Annotated in this window: 22 protein-coding genes and 1 pseudogene; 19 read left to right on the forward strand and 4 right to left on the reverse strand. The window is 35.3% G+C overall.

The window, feature by feature from the left end:
• Positions 1-138: 138 nt before the first annotated feature.
• From rpmH to EEI45_RS01685, 12 genes and pseudogenes are all read left to right on the forward strand, one after another.
• Positions 139-273, forward strand: a complete 135-nt coding sequence (gene rpmH, locus EEI45_RS01630) for a 50S ribosomal protein L34 (RefSeq protein ID WP_003774176.1) — start codon at positions 139-141, stop codon at positions 271-273.
• A gap of 32 nt (positions 274-305) precedes the next feature.
• Positions 306-647, forward strand: a complete 342-nt coding sequence (gene rnpA, locus EEI45_RS01635; protein WP_228410441.1) for a ribonuclease P protein component — start codon at positions 306-308, stop codon at positions 645-647.
• A gap of 266 nt (positions 648-913) precedes the next feature.
• Positions 914-1,516, forward strand: coding sequence for a membrane protein insertase YidC (yidC, locus tag EEI45_RS01640; RefSeq protein ID WP_267128133.1), 603 nt, complete (start codon positions 914-916; stop codon positions 1,514-1,516).
• 17 nt (positions 1,517-1,533) lie between these two features.
• Positions 1,534-2,148, forward strand: a complete 615-nt coding sequence (locus EEI45_RS01645; RefSeq protein ID WP_125163883.1) for a Jag family protein — start codon at positions 1,534-1,536, stop codon at positions 2,146-2,148.
• A 39-nt stretch (positions 2,149-2,187) separates the two neighbouring features.
• Complete coding sequence (gene pth / locus EEI45_RS01650; RefSeq protein WP_125163884.1) at positions 2,188-2,736, forward strand: aminoacyl-tRNA hydrolase; 549 nt, start codon at positions 2,188-2,190, stop codon at positions 2,734-2,736.
• A gap of 2 nt (positions 2,737-2,738) precedes the next feature.
• A complete protein-coding gene (mfd, locus tag EEI45_RS01655; protein ID WP_125163885.1) occupies positions 2,739-6,155 on the forward strand; it encodes a transcription-repair coupling factor in 3,417 nt (1,138 codons plus the stop codon).
• The gene (locus EEI45_RS01660; RefSeq protein ID WP_125163886.1) at positions 6,152-6,424 is read left to right on the forward strand and encodes an RNA-binding S4 domain-containing protein; all 273 of its coding nucleotides are present in this window, start codon (positions 6,152-6,154) and stop codon (positions 6,422-6,424) included. The genes mfd and EEI45_RS01660 overlap by 4 nt, the downstream gene beginning before the upstream one ends.
• An 80-nt stretch (positions 6,425-6,504) precedes the next feature.
• Positions 6,505-6,825, forward strand: coding sequence for an FtsB family cell division protein (locus EEI45_RS01665; protein ID WP_125163887.1), 321 nt, complete (start codon positions 6,505-6,507; stop codon positions 6,823-6,825).
• Between the two features lie 196 nt (positions 6,826-7,021).
• Positions 7,022-8,351 (forward strand): annotated as a pseudogene (locus EEI45_RS01670) (IS3 family transposase).
• Between the two features lie 44 nt (positions 8,352-8,395).
• Positions 8,396-9,334: an IS30-like element ISErh2 family transposase gene (locus EEI45_RS01675; RefSeq protein ID WP_125163888.1), complete on the forward strand. Its 939-nt coding sequence runs from the start codon at positions 8,396-8,398 to the stop codon at positions 9,332-9,334.
• Positions 9,335-9,565: 231 nt separating this feature from the next.
• Positions 9,566-9,781 carry an ArsR family transcriptional regulator gene (locus EEI45_RS01680; protein ID WP_125163889.1) on the forward strand — a complete coding sequence of 72 codons (216 nt, stop codon included), beginning with the start codon at positions 9,566-9,568 and terminating at the stop codon, positions 9,779-9,781.
• Complete coding sequence (locus tag EEI45_RS01685) at positions 9,778-10,641, forward strand: IS3 family transposase (RefSeq protein WP_267128154.1); 864 nt, start codon at positions 9,778-9,780, stop codon at positions 10,639-10,641. Before EEI45_RS01680 ends, EEI45_RS01685 begins: the two co-directional genes overlap by 4 nt.
• Positions 10,642-10,707: 66 nt before the next feature.
• On the opposite strand, the gene EEI45_RS01690 is transcribed toward EEI45_RS01685, so the two are convergent.
• The 3 genes from EEI45_RS01690 to EEI45_RS01700 form a co-directional block, all read right to left on the reverse strand.
• The gene (locus tag EEI45_RS01690) at positions 10,708-11,712 is read right to left on the reverse strand and encodes a linear amide C-N hydrolase (protein ID WP_125163891.1); all 1,005 of its coding nucleotides are present in this window, start codon (positions 11,710-11,712) and stop codon (positions 10,708-10,710) included.
• 98 nt (positions 11,713-11,810) lie between these two features.
• Positions 11,811-12,347 carry an NUDIX hydrolase gene (locus EEI45_RS01695; RefSeq protein WP_125163892.1) on the reverse strand — a complete coding sequence of 179 codons (537 nt, stop codon included), beginning with the start codon at positions 12,345-12,347 and terminating at the stop codon, positions 11,811-11,813.
• Entirely contained in the window at positions 12,348-12,542 is a 195-nt protein-coding gene (locus EEI45_RS01700) for a hypothetical protein (protein WP_125163893.1), read from the reverse strand. It lies immediately after the preceding gene.
• Positions 12,543-12,661: 119 nt separating this feature from the next.
• Here EEI45_RS01700 and tmk point away from each other — a divergent pair, with 119 nt between their 5' ends.
• Genes tmk through EEI45_RS01725 form a run of 5 tightly spaced genes read left to right on the forward strand, consistent with a single transcriptional unit; the run spans position 12,662 to position 16,555 of the window.
• A complete protein-coding gene (tmk, locus tag EEI45_RS01705; RefSeq protein WP_125163894.1) occupies positions 12,662-13,285 on the forward strand; it encodes a dTMP kinase in 624 nt (207 codons plus the stop codon).
• On the forward strand, positions 13,278-14,228 hold the full coding sequence (locus EEI45_RS01710) for a DNA polymerase III subunit (protein ID WP_125163895.1): 951 nt from the start codon (positions 13,278-13,280) through the stop codon (positions 14,226-14,228). The genes tmk and EEI45_RS01710 overlap by 8 nt, the downstream gene beginning before the upstream one ends.
• Before the next feature lie 36 nt (positions 14,229-14,264).
• The gene (rsmI, locus tag EEI45_RS01715; protein ID WP_125163896.1) at positions 14,265-15,110 is read left to right on the forward strand and encodes a 16S rRNA (cytidine(1402)-2'-O)-methyltransferase; all 846 of its coding nucleotides are present in this window, start codon (positions 14,265-14,267) and stop codon (positions 15,108-15,110) included.
• 9 nt (positions 15,111-15,119) lie between these two features.
• Complete coding sequence (gene guaC / locus EEI45_RS01720) at positions 15,120-16,094, forward strand: GMP reductase (protein ID WP_125163897.1); 975 nt, start codon at positions 15,120-15,122, stop codon at positions 16,092-16,094.
• 59 nt (positions 16,095-16,153) lie between these two features.
• Entirely contained in the window at positions 16,154-16,555 is a 402-nt protein-coding gene (locus EEI45_RS01725) for a Fur family transcriptional regulator (RefSeq protein WP_125163898.1), read from the forward strand.
• Positions 16,556-16,614: 59 nt separating this feature from the next.
• On the opposite strand, the gene EEI45_RS01730 is transcribed toward EEI45_RS01725, so the two are convergent.
• On the reverse strand, positions 16,615-16,971 hold the full coding sequence (locus EEI45_RS01730; protein WP_125163899.1) for a helix-turn-helix transcriptional regulator: 357 nt from the start codon (positions 16,969-16,971) through the stop codon (positions 16,615-16,617).
• A gap of 263 nt (positions 16,972-17,234) precedes the next feature.
• Between EEI45_RS01730 and EEI45_RS08860 the strand changes: the two genes are divergently transcribed.
• Positions 17,235-17,468 (forward strand): hypothetical protein, encoded by a 234-nt coding sequence (locus tag EEI45_RS08860; protein WP_228410442.1) that lies wholly within the window; start codon positions 17,235-17,237, stop codon positions 17,466-17,468.
• A 30-nt stretch (positions 17,469-17,498) separates the two neighbouring features.
• Entirely contained in the window at positions 17,499-20,411 is a 2,913-nt protein-coding gene (locus EEI45_RS01735; RefSeq protein ID WP_228410443.1) for a Cna B-type domain-containing protein, read from the forward strand.
• The last annotated feature ends 22 nt before the right edge of the window (positions 20,412-20,433 follow it).

The following is a 20,433-nucleotide window of genomic DNA, read 5'->3' on the forward strand; positions in this document are numbered from 1 at the left end:
AATGAAATAGTATCAATTAGATGGTGAATCAGATAATCAAAACGTTATTTAAGGCACTTTATTGACATTGAAAAGTATTTCTTATATAATTTTAAAGCATTTGCTCTTCGTATATATAAAGAACTGGAGGTGGTTTTCATGAAGAGAACTTATCAACCGAGCAAACGGAAACACCAAAAGGTCCATGGTTTTAGAGCCCGTATGAAAACAGTAGGCGGTCGCCGCGTGCTTTCACGTCGTAGATCAAAAGGAAGAAAAGTGTTATCTGCATAACAGTCACCCTTATGGGTGACTTTTTTGTCATAATGGAAGTGAAAAAAATGAGAGAAGAATATAGAGTAAAAAAAGCAGCGGAATTCCAAAAAATCATGGGGGCTCGTCGATTTAAAAATACCAAAGCTTTTACAGTATATATAAATAAAAAAACTAAAAATCACTCGCGATATGGAATTGCAGCACCTAAAAAACTAGGAAATGCAGTAGTGCGCAATAAAACAAAACGTCAAATAAGAAGTATGCTCCAAGACATCAACATGTTTGATACACCTTACGATTACATCGTTCTAGTTCGAAAAAAATATTACGAACAGAGTTATGAGGAAAATCGAAAAGACTTGGAAAACCTAATAAAAACGGTTAAAATGTAAAGTGAGTATTTTAGATTAGAGATAGATATGAAAAAATATAAAAAACTGATTATATTCAGTATTTTGCTATTAGCATTAACGGATGTACTCAAGTTATTGATCCACAAACGAAACAAGTATACGCTGACAAGATTATTAGTTTAGGTGATGCATGGTCATGGGGTACCGACACATGGTTTGGAGCGCTCTTTGTATGGCCAATTGCACAAGCATTAAACTTTTTCTCACAATACATCGGAACCATTGGTTCAATTGTTGTTGTAACATTGATTATTAAGCTTATTACAATCAAAGGTTCAATTAAAGCAACAGTTCAACAACAAAAAATGCAATTAATTGGTCCTGAACAAGCTCGAATTGAAGAGAAGTATCAAGGTCGAAATGATCAACAAGCAAAACTTCAAAAAGCTACTGAAATGCAAAAGTTGTTTGAAAAACATGAAATTAATCCAATGGGTGCTTTAGGTGGAACATTCCTTCAGTTACCAATTATGATTGCAATGTATCAAGCTGTTATGCGTTCAGAAGCCATCATTAATGCTACGGTATTTGGACAAACTCTAGAAGTAACGCCGATGCAAGGATTTACTCAAGGAAATATTATTATCATTGTAATTTTCATTCTAATGGCAATATCACAGTTCCTTTCAATGTTCTTGCCACAATATCTTGCAAAACAAAAACTTCGTAAACGTTCATATGAAAAACAACCTGCTAATCAAGCAAATATGATGATGTATTCATCACTTATTATGATTGTAGTTCTTGCTCTTAACTGGCAAGTGGGTATGAGTTTATACTGGATGGTTTCAGCTCTTGCACAATTAGTACAAACATTATTTATTAATCATAAATACGGCACAAAATAAAAAAGGGAGGAATACACGTGAAGCAATATACAGCTAAGTCTTTAGATGATGTTCTAAACAATGTCTCTAAAGAAAAGAATGTTGAAAAAAGTGATCTTATCTACTATGTCATCGAAGAAAAATCAGGTTTCTTAGGCATTGGGGCGAGTGTTACTTCTGAAGTGTTTGCCCTTAATGATGTCAAATTGTTTGTTGAAGAATATTTTAATAAATTCTTTACCGGTTTGGGATTAAAAGTTGAACAAGAAATTACTGTTAAGAATAATAACGTTAAAGTATCATTGAATGCAGAAAACAATGCAATCCTAATTGGTAAAAATGGGAAGTCATTGGAAGGCATGAATATGTTACTCAAACATGCAGTTAATTCCGAGTTTAAACGTCGTTTTTACGTTATGATTGATATAAACAACTATAAAACAGATCGTTATCAAAAACTTAAGGCAATGGCAAAACGGATTGCTAAGAATGTTAGTCGTTCTAAAATTGACGCATCTTTAGACCCAATGCCAAACGACGAACGTCGTGTGATTCATAAAGAATTGACTGATTTTCCAGGAATTCGCACACAAAGTGAAGGTTCAGGAAGAGACCGTCATCTTAAGATTGTCTATGATCCAAACAAAGAGTAAGGGGAGTCCCTTATTCTTTTTTGCTTAATGGAGGAATGTATGAAAGTAATCGTAGGATTAGGAAATCCCGGAAAACAGTATGAGAATACAAGACATAATGCAGGTTTTCTGGTTATTGATGAAGTTGCATCGAAATTAGGTGTTTCGATCACAACGAATAAATTTAAAGCACTTATTGCTGAAACGTTTGTAGGTACTGAAAAAGTCGTTTTGGTTAAACCACAAACATATATGAATCTCTCAGGAGAATCAGTCGGAGAAGTCATGCGTTATTATAATGTTGATCTTGAAGATCTTCTTGTTATTAGTGATGATATGGATATTACCGTCGGATCACTGAGACTTCGCGAAAAAGGATCGTCAGGTGGACAAAAAGGTGTTAAGAGCATCATTGATCATTTGGGATCAAATGAATTTTTAAGGCTAAAAGTTGGAATTGGTAAAAGCAGTCAAATAAAAACAGTTGATTGGGTACTTGGAAAAATTGATGAAGAAACAGCAATTTCATTGGGTGCTCGATGTGTAAGTGATTTTATCAGTGGAAAACGGACTGATCAATTGATGAATGAATACAATGTAAGAGTGTAAAAATGAATTGGTTATATAATTATTTAGAAAAGCATGAACTTGTGAAAGAGTACACCCAGGGCAAAAATACTTTTGCCCATTTAAGCGTGGTTCAAGAATCTTTATTAGTTCTAGGATCCAGTAGAGTAAGCAAAAAACCTTTGTTTATAATTAAGGAAAACGAACAGCAAGCATCAAATTTATATAATGAGATAAAACATCTTGATGAAAATGCAAATGTAGTTTATTACAACCATGAAGAGTCACTACGTGTTGAGGCTATTGTTCAATCAGAAATTATGAAAGCGAATCGAATTGATGCATTATTTAAAATTGTGAACGGAGACTTTGAGATTTGTATTACGCATGCAATTGCTTCAGTAAGAAAATTATCCCCGTTGAAAGTTCTTAAAAATTCGATAATCAACATTAAGACCGGTGATGAGTGGGAACCGCTCCAACTTGCACGTGAGCTCGAACGACTGGGGTATACGCGTGTTAAATATGTTGAAAAGCCATTTACATATGCAATTCGTGGTGGTGTTTGTGACGTGTTTTCTATCCAAATGGAGCAGCCACTTCGAATTGAATTTTTTGATGTAGAAGTAGATAGTCTAAGATATTTTGACATTGAGAATCAGCGATCGCTATCGCGAGTTGATGAAGCGATGATTGCATTTGCGACAGATATTCTTCTTAACGATCAGGATATTTTAGAAATCAGTAATTCATTGACTCAAAAAATCGAGGGAATCGATAATGATGATTTGATTCATGAAATGGAACAAAAACGAGAATTATTACAAATGAATCAGTTTGATGTATCGTTGTACCCACTGCTCTCATTTTGGTCAAACTATGCGACGATTTATGATTATTTAAGTGAATCAACGACGTACATGAGCCCAATTGAAGCTATTGAAAGAACACTTAAACAAAATACCTTAGATGCTCACACGTTTATTGAAGAACAGTATGAGATGAATCAAATGATTTATGTCTCAGATATTTTCGAGTCATTTGAACGGATTAAAGCAAAACATACGTATCGTGAAATTTTTGAATATCAAACCGAGGGTGAAGTTTTTATTCCTTGGCATGCACCCAATATTGTATCGGAAAGTATAGAGCAAACCATGAAGTGGCTTCGTAAAGAGGCAATAACACAAAAAGTGATCATCATACTCGATGAAGATACTATGGAAGATTTTGTTAAGACGCTACTAAATCAAGGTATTGAGTATCAGGTGTTAACCGACAAACCAACTACAAATGGAATCTATATTGAATACGGTCATATCACCTCTGGATTTATTCTAGAAGATATTGATACGGTCGTTTATACAGCAAGTGAATTGTATAAGTATAAGAAAAAGATGTTCCGATACGATAATAAGTTTTTAAAGGCAGAATCTTTAAATCAATTATCAGATCTCGATACATTGGATTATGTTGTGCACCGCCAATATGGTATCGGTAAGTATATGGGAATTACTACCAAAGAAATTGAAGGAATTCATAAAGATTTTATGCGCATTCAATATCGTGATGGTGATGAACTGTTCGTACCTCTCGAACAATTTAACCTGGTTCGTAAGTTTATGTCACGAGAGGCAGCATCAGTTCGCCTGAGCAAGCTTGGTACAAGTACCTGGCAAAAGAACAAAGAACGTATTAAACAAGATGTTGCCGATGTGGCAGATAAACTCGTAACGCTCTATTCTTCAAGAATGGAGGCAAGTGGATTTGCTTTTAGTCCCGATACGGAATACCAGAAACAGTTTGAGGATGCGTTTGAATATGAATTAACTCATGATCAAAAAACAGCCATTGAAGAAATTAAACGGGATATGGAACGCAATGTTCCGATGGATCGTTTACTTTGTGGTGATGTTGGATTTGGAAAAACCGAAGTAGCCATTCGTGCAGCGTTTAAAGCCTTTGTAGATCATAAACAAGTCGTTTTCCTTTGTCCTACAACAATCCTCTCACAACAACATGCACGAACTCTTAAAGAACGATTGAGTGATTTTCCTGTGACGATTGAAGTTTTAAATCGCTTTGTATCAGATAAAGAAAAAAAGGAAATTATTGAACGGGTCAAAGATGGCAAAGTTGATATTTTAGTGGGTACACACCGTGTATTATCACGCGATGTAAAGTTTAAAGATTTAGGATTACTAATTATTGATGAAGAGCAGCGATTTGGGGTGGAACATAAAGAGCGTATTAAGGAATTTAAAGTTTCTGTGGATGTTTTATCACTCAGTGCGACTCCGATTCCACGAACACTTCAAATGTCTCTAATTGGACTTCGTAGTTTATCACAACTCAATACTCCGCCATCAAACCGTCTTCCGGTAATGACTTATATCATTGAAAAAAACCAACAAACGCTTAATGATATTATTTCCAAAGAACTTAGTCGGGAAGGACAGGTTTTCTACCTATTTAATAATGTAGAGCAAATTTACTCTGTTGCTTCAGTCATTGCGAATCATGTGGAAGATGCACGTGTGGCTGTTGTGCATGGCCAAATGGAACGTCATGAAATTGAAGATGTGATGATACGATTTATTAGTAAGGAAATTAATGTTTTAGTTTGTACAACAATCATCGAAACTGGAATTGATATTCCAAATGCCAACACGATCATTGTGGACAATGCGCATCGTTTTGGTTTGTCACAGCTCTATCAAATCAAGGGACGCGTTGGACGGTCAGATCGTTTAGCGTATGCGTACTTTGTTGTACCCAATAAACGTGGGTTAACGGAGTTAGCACAAAAAAGACTTCAAGCAATTAAAGAGTTTACACAGCTTGGTAGTGGATATAAGATTGCAATGCGTGATTTAACGATTCGTGGTGCCGGAGAACTCCTTGGTGGTAATCAGTCGGGATTTATTGATACTGTAGGTATCGACTTATACGTACAACTTCTTAAAGAGGCCATTGCGAAAAGACAAGGTAAAGAGGTTATTGATGTTGAAGCACAAGAACGATTCAATCTTAAAGTGGATGGATATTTACCCGAAGACTTCGCAAGTGATGATGGCGAAAAATTAGATCTGTATCAACAAATTAACCAAATCCAATTACTGGATGAATTGAAGCAGTTTCATGAGATGATTGATGACCGCTATGGGAAATTACCAAATTCAGTTAAAATGCTGTTGGAAAAAACACGTCTGGAATTATTCTTAAATGATCAGCGCATTAAGTCATTTAAAGAACGTGTTAATAAAGTAGAATTAGTCTTTACAGAGGAATATAGTAGTCAAGTAGATGGTGTCCATCTCTTTGAATTAATCTCTGAAAAGTCGAGTGAAATTAAGATAAAGTATCTAAATCAAACAATCATTATTACCATGCCAATGTATACAGAGTGGGCAGAAGATTTGATTTATATACTCGAAAATTTAAAGGAGCAAACACTATGAGACTTGATAAATATTTGAAAGTATCACGAATCATTAAACGCCGTACTGTGGCGAAAGAACTCGCTGATGATGAGCGTGTCTTTATCAATGGAAAGAAATCAAAACCATCATCAGAGGTTACACTTGAAGATGTAATTGAAATTCGATTTGAACATCGCCATATTAAAATAGAAGTTACATTTTTAAGCGACAAAATTTTACGAAGTAATCCGCCGATGTATGAACTTATTTCAGATCAACGGATCGATAGAAGCGATTCAGAAAACTGACAACTCTTGCAATTTTTGAGAATGTTAGTATAATGAATATAGATAAATAAACTAACAAAAAAAGAAAGAGAAGTGGAAAGATGGGACAAACAGTTACGAAACCGCGAATAGCTAAGAATCCAACAATTAAATTTGCATCAATCATTCTTGGTATTTTGATAGTATCCGTTTCATGCCTGATGTTATCTAAATCTGCAAAAGAATTAGTATCAACATTCCAATTGAATCAACAACTAAAAAGCGAGCGCTCGAATTTAAAAGTACTCGAAACAAGACAAGGTGAACTTGCTCTTGAGAAGGCAAAACTTCAAGATCCTACTTATGTTCAAAACTATGCTCGAGGCAAACATCTCTTGTCGAAGTCAGAAGAACAAGTATTCATCTTACCTAAAACAGAATAACAAAAAAATAAAGAGTAACATTTAATGTGGAGTAGTAAACTAAAAGTAGACAAGTAAAAAAGACTTGTCTACTTTCCTAAATTCAAATCTCAACCGAACCACCCAAGGTGCGGTTGTTTTTGTATAATAAAAGGAGCCCACCCGACTATGAACCGCACCCCGAATCTTGGACAAAGATGAGGAGGTGCGGTTTTTTATGGCTAAGCTAACACGAAAACAAAAAATTGAAATATATGAAAAACGAAAGTTAGGACAATCAGTATGTTCATTAGTAAATGAGTATGGTATTAATAAATCAAGTATTAAATATTTGGTAAGACTTATCGATCAACATGGACCCAATGTTCTAAGACGAAACAAAAATCACTTTTATTCTCATGAATTTAAGTCAGAAGTAATAAATCGGATATTAATGGATGGAGAAAGTACAATAGCTGTCGCCATCGAACTTGGATTAAGTTCTGATGGATTGATTTACAATTGGATTAAAAATTATAAAGAAAACGGCTATAATGTCATAGAACGGAAACGAGGTAAACCATCTATGACAAAACCAACTAAACTATTAACAGTTAATGATGAACTAAAGGCATTGAAGAAAAAAAACAAGTATTTGGAAGCGGAGAATGAATATTTAAAAAAATTGAATGCCGTAGTGAAACAAAGGGTGGAGCGCGAAAAGAAGAAAAAACCAGAGTAGTCTCCTTACTACGACAAAAATATCCGGACTCGCTCGATCTACTTACTACTTCTACGTTTCAAAAATTGATTTTGATACCAAAAACGACGAACTCATGCAAGAGATTATAGAAATCTATTATGATCACAAAGGACGATATGGTTATCGTAGAATTACTTTAGAACTAAATAATCGAGGAATTCGTGTAAATCACAAGAAAGTCTTGAGACTTATGAATAAAATGGGATTACATTCAATCATAAGAAAGAAACGTAAGTATTCTTCATATAAAGGGACAGTGGGAACCATTGTTGAGAATCGAGTTCAAAGAGATTTTGAAGCTGATAAACCCAATCAAAAATGGTTTACGGATATCACTGAGTTTAATGTGCAAGGGAAGAAAATCTATCTTTCACCAATACTTGATGCATATGGTAGATACATTGTATCTTACAACATATCTACAAGTCCTAATTTGGATCAAACTAGAGACATGCTTCACAAGGCATTTTCTTGTAACGATACGCAAGGAACAATTATTCATTCGGATAGAGGATGGCAATACCAACATCAATTTTATGTGAAAGAATTAGAAGCACATTCGATGATTAGAAGTATGTCAAGAAAGGGAAATAGTATTGATAACGGACTCATGGAGGGCTTTTTTGGGCTACTAAAATCAGAAATGTATTATGACCAAAAACATAAGTATAAAAAGGTAGAAGAATTAGTTGATGCAATTGATGAATATATCGACTCTTATAATAACAAGAGAATTAAGAGCAAACTAAAAGGACTGACCCCTGTTCAATACAGGAATCAATCCTTAAATTTAAAAGATAATTAGCTTGTCCAAAATTTGGGGTTCAGTTCACTAAAAGGAGCTCCCATATGAAGTATAAACAATTAGATAAAAAAATGAAAGACCAAATTGATATTCTATTAAGCATCGGCTACTCTATGCGCAAGGCAGCACGTAAACTCAATATATCTCATTCTACGATTTCTAGATATAAAAATAATGTCTATAAGAAACGAACGATTGATATTCGAGAAAAATATTCCCACCTAATCGAATATCTGCATTCTCACTATGATCCTAAAGTTCATTCGGTAGAAGTATGCTTGAGTAACTATAAACGATATCATCCATATAAACCGTGTGTTTCATCGCAGCAAGTCTATAACTGGATTAATCAAGGTAAACTTGATATAAAACCAAATAGAATGTGCTATAAACGTCGAAAACGTAAAAAGAGAATTAGTGGAATGATGAATCACTTGAGATGGAACTTGGAAGAGAAAACAGTACTTCCAATTAGCCTTAGACCTAAATACATTGAGGAACGTAACGAGATTGGCCATCTCGAAATCGACTCTATAATCGGTAAGAAACATGAATCTGCAGCGATTATATCCATTGTAGACCGCTGCTCAAGAATGACCTGGCTTATTAAAGCAGAATATCGATATGACTATTACACATCAAACTTAATTCGAAAATTTATTGAAGAGAATAATATAACAACGAAATCGATAACAGTAGATAATGGACTTGAATTTAAAACATTAGGGATTACAGCCAAGCGGTTGGGTGTGAAACTATATAAGTGTGATCCATACTGTTCTTTTCAACGTGGAACCAATGAACGAGCGAATGCAATCGTTAGAAGGTTTATACCAAAAGGAAAATCAATGTATGATATAGCGCAACAATATCTTGATGATATTTGCTTCAAAATTAACTCAATGCCGCGAAAAATATTTGACTTCAAAACGGCCTATGAGATAGACTTTAATAAAAGTAAAAGTGGTGCGGTTGAGATTTGATAAAAGAAAAGTAGACAAGAAAAAAAGACTTGTCTACTTTTTTTGTGTAATAATAAAATCAGAGATAAAACGGAGGTATTAATGATGGGAAGACCCAAAGGTTGGATTAAATAATAAATGGACTTATGAGGATCGTATTAAAGTCGTTACACGTCATATTGATGAACATATAAGTGCTGCGAAACTATCACAAGTCCTAAAGGAACGATTAATGGTTGGATTGATCGATTCATGCGTGATGGTAAAGAGGGTTTAAAAAACAAGAAAAAGACAGGAAATCATTTTTCTGCGCTTCATACGAGTAAATCATTAACTGAGATCGAACGACTTCAACTCGAAATTCTAAAACGAGATATTGAGATTGTACGATTAAAAAAAGGGTACCAGGTGAAAGGAGTTGGTGTAAACAAGGAGTTCGTTACTTTAAAAGACAAGAATTCCAAATAGCACATGACTTATCTTTTAAACATCCGATTACGTTCATTCTTAGATTTATGAATTTGAACCGATCTGGTTATTACAAGTGGTTAAAGCATAAGAATGATCTCAATATTTATGAACAAAAAAGAGCGATTCTTAGCTTTGTGATTAAAGACTGGCATCGCCGTTTTCCAAGTTATGGTTATCATGATATCGCTGCAGTCATGAGAAAGCAAAGTGATTTAGGGATTGAATTTTCCGATAATTTAATCCACAAGTGTTGCAAGTTTTTAAATATTAAATCAAAAGTGAAACACTATTCCTATAAAAAACCTGGAACACAAAGTCGAATTTATCCTAATATTATAAAGAATCAATGGAGGGCAACCAAACCTTTAGAAATTATTGTTTCAGATATGACACATATTCGAAACAAAGGGATTAATTATGAATGGACTTTAATGGTTGATACCTTTAACAATGAAATTATCAGTTCTGCATTATCGCGTACAACTGGTGATCCTAAGCCTTACTACAAGTGTCTCGAGGATCTCCTTGCGCTACTTAAGGATAATAAAAAAACAGCTCCCACGATTCTTCACACAGATCAAGGAGCTGTCTACCACTCTAAAGCTTTCGCTAAAGCGCATGAAAATTATAACATAATTAGATCTATGTCGCGAGCTGGAACACCTACAGATAATCCAATTATCGAATCATTAAATGGATGGATTAAAGCAGAAATGGCGTGTGATTATCAATACTGGTCCGTAGATAACTTTGAAAATTTTATCGAAGAATATGTACATCATTTCAATTTTGAAAGACCTGCTTACTGTTTAAATTACAAAACCCCTATCCAATATAAAATGGATAAGGGTTTCTAGTCTTTTATTAATGTCTACTTTTGTTTGACAACTCCACATTTAATGTTACTCTTTTTTTAATGCTTATTATAATTTATTCATTGTTTCGATCATCTGCTTACGTTTAATCTCATAGCGAATAATCTCATGATTATTAACCAATAAGGGATCAAAATAAAATTGTTGGATTGGTCTATTCTCGTAGGTTGAGATGTTAACCGTTCTATTCTCTAAATCGTATGCAGAGGTATACTGTGTGTATTGTATCTGGTTTTTTTCATCGACAATCAATCCGTAAGGAATATCAAAGGTATTGAGGACGCGGAAAACTTTATCAAGTGTTTGGTCATCATTGGGTTGATTTGAGAGGTTATTCAAGACTGTTGCCCTTACAAATCGCGATTGTGGTGTATAGTCTCCGGGTAAGCCAAACAATCCATTCCCCGTACCAGAACTCAAACTTTCAAATTTACCAAACTTACGTGAAGGATAAATTTGATTGTTCATGGAGACATAGTTTTGAAGGTTTTGAACATGCCAAGGAAATTCAGGCTGATTGGTGAAGGTTCCAATCTCGTTGGGATAAATATCAAAGGAACCGGCGGAGTAAGGTTCAAGAACGATGCTAGCTCCTGTACGGTCTACAAAAACATAATGTTGAGGGATTACATTACCATGAATATTAGGTTCGTTGGATATTGCGACCTCTTTAATTGCTTTACGGTGTAAATCGACAATCGAATCACAATTTAGTAGAGCCAAAGTTACAAATTCCTCTCCTCTTAAGGCCTGTTTACCCATCAATTCAATTGCACTGGTGGGTGCATAATCTGAGTAATCATTTCCATAATAGAAACTCCCACCTACGAGTCCATGTTCATTCATACCATCCATAAATAAAAGATCCTGGTTCGAATCATGAAGACTAATGCCAGCTGCAGCATTTTTCGCTACAATGGGTGAAAGCATATGATTAATTGCTGTTCCACGAGGGACAAGCACGCCACAAACGGGCAAAAATGTATCAAATTCTTGAGTTCTACCCCAATAAGTATTATTTTGCTTTGAAATTACTTGTATTCCTGTACACATATAAGTACCGCCTTTCTCGTCTTTAATATATTACTATTTTATGTGAGCAATTAGTGAAGAAGCATAAAAAAAAGCGAACCAATTGGACGGTTCGCTCATTATTTTTGTGATAGATAATGATTTACTTTGTAAGCAAGGGAAATAGTTTTTGCATCCGTAATATTATTTGCTTCGATATCAGTAATAATATCATGAAGATCACGAGTATAAACATTGAGCACTTCATTGTCGTCGAGGTCTTGGCCGACATAATCTAAATCCGATGCATAATAAAGATACAAGACTTCGTCAAGATATGCGGGTGATGGATGAATGTATCCAAGTGGAACAAGTGTTTTCGCTACAAATCCAATTTCTTCCCGCAATTCCCTTAGCGCAGCATCAAGTGGCAACTCACCTTTATCAATTTTTCCTGCAGGGAACTCTTGCATAATATGTTCAACACCATAACGATATTGATCAACACAGTAGAATGCTTGATCGTCATGGGTTGCGGCAATACAGACACCGCCATCATGTTTTAAAATCTCAGCTTCAAACATGCCAGTTTGTGTTTCAAATTCAACATTATATACATCTACAATTTTTCCTTGATACTTTAATACTTCATTTAGTTTTAAGCCATCTCTTACCATCTAATCTTCCTTCTTTATAATGTGTTTGATAAGAACTCCAAAAGCGACACAAAACATCAAGAGCGTGAGAATTGTGAGGACCGTCGTATTAAGAAAATAATTAATAACGATTAAGAGTACAACAATCCCTAAAACAATCATATAGACATTGTCATTTGATGCTTTTTGAAATCCTTTTTTAATTTGTTGGATCATAATTTTTTCCTCTAAAGTTTTCTTCTTCTCTTACATAATAATCCAAAATGATAAAACACACAACTTTTAGAATAGACCACGCTATACCATGCTATAATATTCAAAGAAGAGGTGGCAACATGACATTATTTGTATCATTTGAAGGTCCTGAGGGAAGTGGTAAAACAACAATTACCAAGATCGTTTCGGATTATTTTGAGAAAAAAAATCAACCCGTCCTTTGTACTCGAGAACCTGGAGGAATTCGTATTTCTGAGAAAATTAGAGAACTGATTCTTGATCCGGATCATAAAGAAATGGATGATCGTACCGAAGCTTTGCTCTATGCTGCAAGTCGCCGACAACATTTAATTGAGAAAATTCAACCTGCACTAAACCGAGGTGAATTGGTAATATGTGATCGATTTATTGATAGCTCACTCGCTTATCAAGGTTATGCTCGAGGTATTGGTATTGATGATGTATGGGATATAAACATGTTCGCTATTGATGGTTTTCTGCCCGATTTAACAATCTTTTTGGATGTCAAACCACAAGAAGGCCTAAATCGAATTGGTGTTCGTGGATATAAAGATCGTTTAGAGCTCGAAGGCGATGTCTTTCATGAGAAAGTATATGAAGGGTATCAAGAAGTGATTCGTCGTTTCCCAAACCGTATTAAGATTGTGGATGCACATCAATCGATTGATGATGTTGCTTCCGATGTTATTAAGATTATTGAGAAACATTTGAATCATGAATAATGTTTCAAGTCAGGTTAAAGCGCTAAATCTCTTTCATCGTCAACAATCAAAAAATCGTGTTTCCCATGCCTATTTAATCGTTGGAGATTATGGAACGCTTGATTTTTCTAAATACATGGCAATGAGTATGATGTGTTGCGAACAAGACATTGGTGCCTGTGGTTCTTGTCTTACATGCCAACGAATAAACAATGAAAACCATGCGGATTTTAGAATACTTAGTGGTAAAGAACAAAGTATTAAGAAATCAGAGATCATTGATCTCAAGGAATATTTCAGTCAATCATCAATAGAAACATCAGGGCACCAAGTCTACATTATTGAAGATGTGGATAATGCGACCGTAGAGGCGATGAACAGTCTTTTGAAATTCTTAGAAGAGCCAGAAGGTGATATCGTTGCAATCTTAACAACACGCAATGAAAATCGTGTTCTTGAGACCATACGATCCAGATGTCTCACAATCCATTTGGAATCGATGAATCATCAAATGTTATTTGATGTGGCATGTGAACAAGGGATTGATCCAATTGATGCTTATTTATTATCGAGGATGAATCAAAATAGTGAAGAACTAAATCATCAGATTAATGATGACGTCTATAGAGAAGCCAGTTCAATTTTCTTTGATGTACTTGAATCTTTAAATCAACGAGACTATTTGTCGGCGATCTTAACCTTACAAGTTGAGGGGATTAAGAAAAAAAGATTGGATCGGGAACGATTGGTATTACTTTTTGAATTATTCGAATTATCGTTCTCATTACAAGGTCAACACGAACAAACAATCCAAGTTCAAACAAATCGCATTACAAATGAAGATCGTATTCATTTGCTTCAAATTGTTTTAAGCTTAAAAGATCGGATTCGACCGGGCGTCAATATTAACCTTATCATTGATCAATTTGCTTATGAATTAACGAAATACTATCAGAACCTTTAATTTCGATTAAAGGTTTATCTATTTTAGGAGAATGTTATGATAAAACAACAAAGTTTTAAAAACGAAAAACCAACACTATTCCTGGTTGCAACACCAATAGGAAATTTGAATGAGATGACACCCAGAGCGATTGAGACATTGAAAAATGTTGATGTTATTGCGGCAGAGGATACACGCAATGCACGCAAGCTATGTTCACACTTTGATATCAACACAAAAATGATCAGCCATCATATGCATAATGAACAAGAATCAACTAAAGGGATTCTTGATTTATTGGAATCAGGCTTAAGTGTTGGTTTAGTCAGTGATGCAGGATATCCATTAATCTCTGATCCAGGCCAAACATTAGTTCGCGATGTCATTGCCGCGGGCTTTAATGTTGTCCCAATATCAGGAAGTAGTGCCTTTCTTAATGCACTGGTTGCATCGGGACTTATTGTTCACCCTTTCGCATTTATGGGCTTTATGGAGCATAAAGAAAGCCAACTTAAAAAACAATTAATCCAAAACAAGGATTTACCAATGACGACAATCTATTATTTATCAGTTCATAAATTAGAAAAGACACTCGAAATCGTGTATGATGTGTTAGGTAATCGAAAGATTTGTCTTGTGCGTGAGATTACAAAAATGCACGAGGAGTTTATACGTGGTACGGTTACCGAGGTTATGGAGTCAGTTGAGACGATAAAAGGTGAGTTTGTAATTGTTATTGAGGCGAACACTGATGTATCAGAAGTAAGCTTTGATGATTTAATCATTCGCATTAAGGAACAGATTAATGCAGGAAATTCTGTTTCACGTTCAATTTCTTCTGTGGCCAAAGAGAATGGTGTTTCAAAAAACGAGCTCTATTCTTACTATCACGAGAATAAATAGGAGGCCGTAATGAAAATATTTGATTACGAAGATATTCAATTAATTCCAAATAAATGTATTGTGAAAAGTCGCTCTGAATGCGATACAAGAGTTAAATTGGGAAATCGAACCTTTGAAATGCCTGTTGTTCCTGCAAACATGCAAACAATAATCGATGAACCGCTCGCTATTTGGTTAGCAGAACATAATTATTTTTATGTTATGCATCGTTTTAACGAGGAACGTCGTTATGGATTTATTCAAGATATGAATCAACGCGGTCTATATGCCTCCATTAGTGTTGGTGTAAAAGATGACGAGTATGATTTTGTACGTCGATTGGCAGCAGATAATGTCATTCCTGACTATATTACAATCGACATTGCGCATGGTCATTCTGAGCAAGTTATTCGAATGATTAAGCACATTAAAGAATTCTTACCAAACACATTTGTGATTGCAGGAAATGTGGGAACCCCAGAAGCGGTTCGTGAACTTGAGAATGCAGGAGCAGATGCTACGAAAGTGGGTATTGGCCCGGGTAAGGTATGTATTACGAAATTAAAAACTGGGTTTGGAACAGGTGGATGGCAATTATCCGCATTATCATGGTGTGCTAAGGCTGCTCGCAAACCTTTGATTGCAGATGGAGGAATCCGAGATCATGGCGATATCGCTAAGTCAATTCGATTTGGTGCTACGATGTGTATGGTTGGATCATTATTTGCAGGACATGAAGAATCACCTGGAGAAACAATTGAAGTTGATGGCGTTCCATTCAAAGAATATTTTGGAAGTGCATCACAATTTCAAAAAGGTGAACATAAAAATGTTGAAGGAAAGCGCATTTTAATTGAACATAAAGGAAAAATCGAGGATACTCTACGCGAAATGCAACAAGATCTTCAATCATCCATTTCTTATGCTGGAGGTCGCGATCTTGAAGCGATTCGTAAGGTTGATTACGTGATTGTTAAGAACAGTATTTTTAATGGGGACCGTTAGATTAAAGCAAATATTCTTGTAAAAGCATATTTTATGCTATAATTAAGATGGTGATGATAATGAGTATCAAGCTTACTAAACAAAGACAAGAGATTTTAGATTTAATTCAAGCATCTGAAGGTCATATGACGGCAGATCAAATTCATACAAAACTTAAAGAAGGTGATGTATCAATTGGAATTGCGACGGTCTATCGAAATTTAAATGTGCTCTATAATGAAAAATTAATAAACCGTGTAAGACATCCAGAACTTGGATTTATCTACGATAAAAATCTACACGATCATTATCATTTTAGATGCAGAGAATGCAATCGCATTGAAGATGTGGAATTAGATTACCGAAAAGAATTACATCAACTCGTCGAAGAAGAATTAGGATGCCTCGAGTTAGATCACGACATTACATTCGAGGGGATTTGTAAGGACTGTTTGGCAAAATCAAATCAAAAACATAAGTAAGAACAAAAAAAGGAGCCTTTGCTCCTTTTTTTTTACCTTCATCGAAAGATGATGGCTTTCTATTTGTAACCCAGTGCTACTTTACCTACTGCTTCATTTACTTTTTCATAACTATATAAATCTAATTGAGAAAAACATTCAACAAGTTGATCAACTGTAACAGATTGAAGATGTTCAACGATTGCTGTTGCGGTTAAAGCTTCAAGTTCTTCTTCTAAACCTAATAAGTACGTTGGAGTTGTTTCTAAAGCCTCGGCGATATCATAAATTTTTGACTGGGGAAGATCGATCACACCTGCTTCAATTTTGGCAATTGTAGAACGTGATGTATACCTTACAGCAACAGCAAGTTCCTGTTGAGAAATACGTAGTTCTTTTCGACGTGCCTTCAGTCTTTGACCTAATATATTCGACATAATTACTCCTTCACCTCAATGAATATAGCATTTATATCTCTAATTTGCAATATCTATTCAGAGAGTGTGAAATTTCCATATAAAATCTGTCCTTTCTTGAATTAATATGGTGAATAATACGCCCTTTTGGATAAATTATTACCAAGACGGTAAAAAAAGTGGACATTTTACGACAAAAATAATTGACTAAATATGTGAAAACAAATATTATCAACGTTGTGATTAAAAATCACTTTTAAATGATACTTGTAAGGAGGAAAAAAATGAGAACGAGAATCATTAAAAGCGGATTAACAACCGTGTTAATCACAATGGTATTATTATCAGTAAGTACATCTTTTGTATCTGCGGAAGGACATCCTTCTACAAGTGTTAAAACATTAACAAATTCAGTACAAATAGATGATATGCAAGAAGGTTCGGTTCGCGTATTTAAAACAGCGAAACCAATTCCCAACACGATTAATCGTTGGGAAATATCGATTGATGTATATTGACGCGTAAAGCGGGAACCATCAGACATTGTTTTGGTACTTGATACATCCGGAAGTATGGATCCACAAAAAAATCCACAAGGAATTGATCGGATATCAAAGGCTAAACGTGAAGCGATTCGTTTTGTGAATGAAATTTTTGAAAGAGATGACACCGCTCGAATTGCCCTTGTATCCTATGGAACACGGGTAAAAACAAATTCATTTCATACCAAAAATGATGCAACGCATTTAATTGATGAAATTAATAATCTTAAAGCCGAAGGAGGGACCTTTACGCAAGGGGCACTTCATGAAGCGAAAACATTATTAAATCAGAGTACGGCGCCAAATAAAACAATAATCTTGTTATCAGATGGGCAACCCACTTATCGATATCCACTCAAGGCAAAAGTAAATCAAGAATTACTTGGTTTTGAGGGAAATGTTATGGTTCAAAAACGCTATAATGGACAACAACGTCCTTTTGATCCGGGAATTCCAAGTTCGGTGAACTATGCGATTCCCGGATATCGATTTAAATCATTACCGAATACCGATCATTTTGATTATAGCGCTCCGGTTTACGGAACGGGTAATGAGTATTATTTGGATCAACTTGGCGATGTACTATCATATGGAAATAAGAATTATTTTGTCTATATGTCTTCAGCAGACGCATCCATTGTCGAATCCAATCAAATTCATCAAGAACAAATCCATTTATACTCAATTGGATTTGATACCGATGATAAGGGAACCGAAATATTGAAGCGTATCAGTAAAGGAAATTATTATGATGCTACATCAAGCCGTGATAATCTGGATGATATCTTTAAGGAAATTTCAAACAATATTTTTTCTGCGGCGAAGGATATTCATATTGATGACCCAATGAGCGATGCTTTTGATGTTGATATGTCACGTTTGGATGATGCACTCTTACCAATGTATGATTCAAACCAAAAACGTTTTAATGTTCGAAGTCTAGGACTGTATGATTACGATAGTGATATCCAACACTTTGGCTATCACTATGAAGTCAAAACAAATCCATTGGCAAATATAAATGAGCACAACTTCTTTGAACTAAACAAAACAACAACCATTACGTATACAGACATCAATAATCAAACCGTTAAAAAAGAGATTACAGTTCCACAGGCTAAGCCAACACCCGTTCGACTTAAAACAGAAGTCTATAAAGCGGATAAATCACGGGATTTAAAAACAGATTATCAAGCGAATGTCGTCTTTAAATCGGATCATGATGAACAGAAACTTCATCATGTTAGTGCAATGAATGAAAGCACGACGTCATGGTCCTTTACAGATTATGGAGCGTATGATGTTCGGATTGAGGCACTCAATGTGAAAGACGAAGCACATAATCTTAAGGATTATGATGTTGTCTACGAATATTATGAGTATGTAAATGGTGAGCGTAAACCTGTATCGCGTTTAAACATTCAGAATCAACCGGAATCGTATGAGGTTGTGGTTAAACTTTATCAGAAACAATTAGGAACTATCACAATTGATAAGACCGTTAAACAGGGATCAAAAACAATATATCCTGATGATATTTTTATTTTTGAAGTCTTTAATCAAGACTACAAAATTGATGAAATTCGGTTAAAAGCGGGCGAGCATAAAACACTCACCGATTTACCGCTGGGCTCCTATCGTGTTGAAGAAAAAACACTAGGAGGATTTAGTCCAAGAACCCCACAACAATCCTTTGAAATAACGTATCAAGGTCGTGATCATACCCTTCATTTCACAAACGATGTTGAGAATAGAACATCTTATGAGGTCGAACAGATTTGGGATGGCGGTCCTCTCGAAAAACCAGAGATTGAAATGATTCTTTATCGTCAAAGTGTAACAAATCCTGAACGTGTAGATTCAAAACGCTTAACAAATGGACAAACAAAAGCCATATTTACTGATTTAGAAAAAACAGATAAAAATGGAAATCTTTATACATACTGGGTTGAAGAAGGCGATCAAGAGGGTCTGCTTCAAGAACACCACTATACCGCTGAGCGCATCGATGCCTTCACGATCGTGAATCACTATTATTCCCCTAAAACAACATTCACCATGACAAAAATATGGGATGGTGGTCCAGAAATTAAACCTGAAATTGAAGTTCAGCTTCTAAAAAACGGTGAAACTGTAGGCAATCCAATCATTCTTCATCACGGCGAAACAACCTATACGTGGACCGATCTTGATGAATTTGACAAAGACGGAAATATAATTAACTATCGTGTTCGTGAAATCAACGAACCTGAAGGATATATCCAAGCACTTGATGAAACAGGCGCCATCATAACAAATCACTTTCAACCTGAAGTTCGAACCATTAACGCTTACTTATATTGGGAACATGGACCGGATGAAAAGCCAACGGTTATTTTTGATCTCTATCAAGTTGTCGATGGTGTCGATCGCTTAACAGTAATTAACACATATCATCCCCCTGTTCAGGAATTTACGTTAAATAAGCAATGGGTGGGGGGCGAAAAGATCCAGGCAGAAGCAACATTTACGTTGTATCAAAACGAAAAGGTCTATAATGTGGTAAAGCTTTCATACAACGATACAAATTATAAATGGCTTGTAGACGCAAAGGATCTTAAAGGAAATGCGTTTACGTATCACCTTGAAGAAACTTCCGTACCTGATGCCTTTGTATCGGAACGTATTGATGCATGGACCTTCCGTAATACCTACACATCACCTAAACGTGATGTAACCGTGACAAAGCATTGGATCAATGCGCCTGAAACGGTACCAACGATTCATCTTCAACTCTTAAGAAACAATGAACCAATGGGTGACCCAATTACTTTAGAGAGTGGTCAAAGAACCTATACATGGAAACATTTAGATGAGACCGATGAACAAGGCAATGCATATGACTATCGAGTTTATGAAATTGATCCCCCTAAAGGTTAGCAAGTTTCCTATAGTGAAGATG

It is taken from the genome of Erysipelothrix piscisicarius, from assembly GCF_003931795.1.
Classification (GTDB): Bacteria; Bacillota_I; Bacilli_A; order Erysipelotrichales; family Erysipelotrichaceae; genus Erysipelothrix; species Erysipelothrix piscisicarius.

What these genes read in the sequence shown, in the direction of transcription:
- rpmH (WP_003774176.1), top strand. Translation starts at nt 139, where the DNA reads ATGAAGAGAACTTATCAACCGAGCAAACGGAAACACCAAAAGGTCCAT.
- rnpA (WP_228410441.1), top strand. Translation starts at nt 306, where the DNA reads ATGGAAGTGAAAAAAATGAGAGAAGAATATAGAGTAAAAAAAGCAGCG.
- pth (WP_125163884.1), top strand. Translation starts at nt 2,188, where the DNA reads ATGAAAGTAATCGTAGGATTAGGAAATCCCGGAAAACAGTATGAGAAT.
- mfd (WP_125163885.1), top strand. Translation starts at nt 2,739, where the DNA reads ATGAATTGGTTATATAATTATTTAGAAAAGCATGAACTTGTGAAAGAG.
- EEI45_RS01660 (WP_125163886.1), top strand. Translation starts at nt 6,152, where the DNA reads ATGAGACTTGATAAATATTTGAAAGTATCACGAATCATTAAACGCCGT.
- EEI45_RS01665 (WP_125163887.1), top strand. Translation starts at nt 6,505, where the DNA reads ATGGGACAAACAGTTACGAAACCGCGAATAGCTAAGAATCCAACAATT.
- EEI45_RS01675 (WP_125163888.1), top strand. Translation starts at nt 8,396, where the DNA reads ATGAAGTATAAACAATTAGATAAAAAAATGAAAGACCAAATTGATATT.
- EEI45_RS01680 (WP_125163889.1), top strand. Translation starts at nt 9,566, where the DNA reads ATGCGTGATGGTAAAGAGGGTTTAAAAAACAAGAAAAAGACAGGAAAT.
- EEI45_RS01690 (WP_125163891.1), bottom strand. Translation starts at nt 11,712, where the DNA reads ATGTGTACAGGAATACAAGTAATTTCAAAGCAAAATAATACTTATTGG.
- EEI45_RS01695 (WP_125163892.1), bottom strand. Translation starts at nt 12,347, where the DNA reads ATGGTAAGAGATGGCTTAAAACTAAATGAAGTATTAAAGTATCAAGGA.
- EEI45_RS01700 (WP_125163893.1), bottom strand. Translation starts at nt 12,542, where the DNA reads ATGATCCAACAAATTAAAAAAGGATTTCAAAAAGCATCAAATGACAAT.
- tmk (WP_125163894.1), top strand. Translation starts at nt 12,662, where the DNA reads ATGACATTATTTGTATCATTTGAAGGTCCTGAGGGAAGTGGTAAAACA.
- EEI45_RS01710 (WP_125163895.1), top strand. Translation starts at nt 13,278, where the DNA reads ATGAATAATGTTTCAAGTCAGGTTAAAGCGCTAAATCTCTTTCATCGT.
- rsmI (WP_125163896.1), top strand. Translation starts at nt 14,265, where the DNA reads ATGATAAAACAACAAAGTTTTAAAAACGAAAAACCAACACTATTCCTG.
- guaC (WP_125163897.1), top strand. Translation starts at nt 15,120, where the DNA reads ATGAAAATATTTGATTACGAAGATATTCAATTAATTCCAAATAAATGT.
- EEI45_RS01725 (WP_125163898.1), top strand. Translation starts at nt 16,154, where the DNA reads ATGAGTATCAAGCTTACTAAACAAAGACAAGAGATTTTAGATTTAATT.
- EEI45_RS01730 (WP_125163899.1), bottom strand. Translation starts at nt 16,971, where the DNA reads ATGTCGAATATATTAGGTCAAAGACTGAAGGCACGTCGAAAAGAACTA.
- EEI45_RS08860 (WP_228410442.1), top strand. Translation starts at nt 17,235, where the DNA reads ATGAGAACGAGAATCATTAAAAGCGGATTAACAACCGTGTTAATCACA.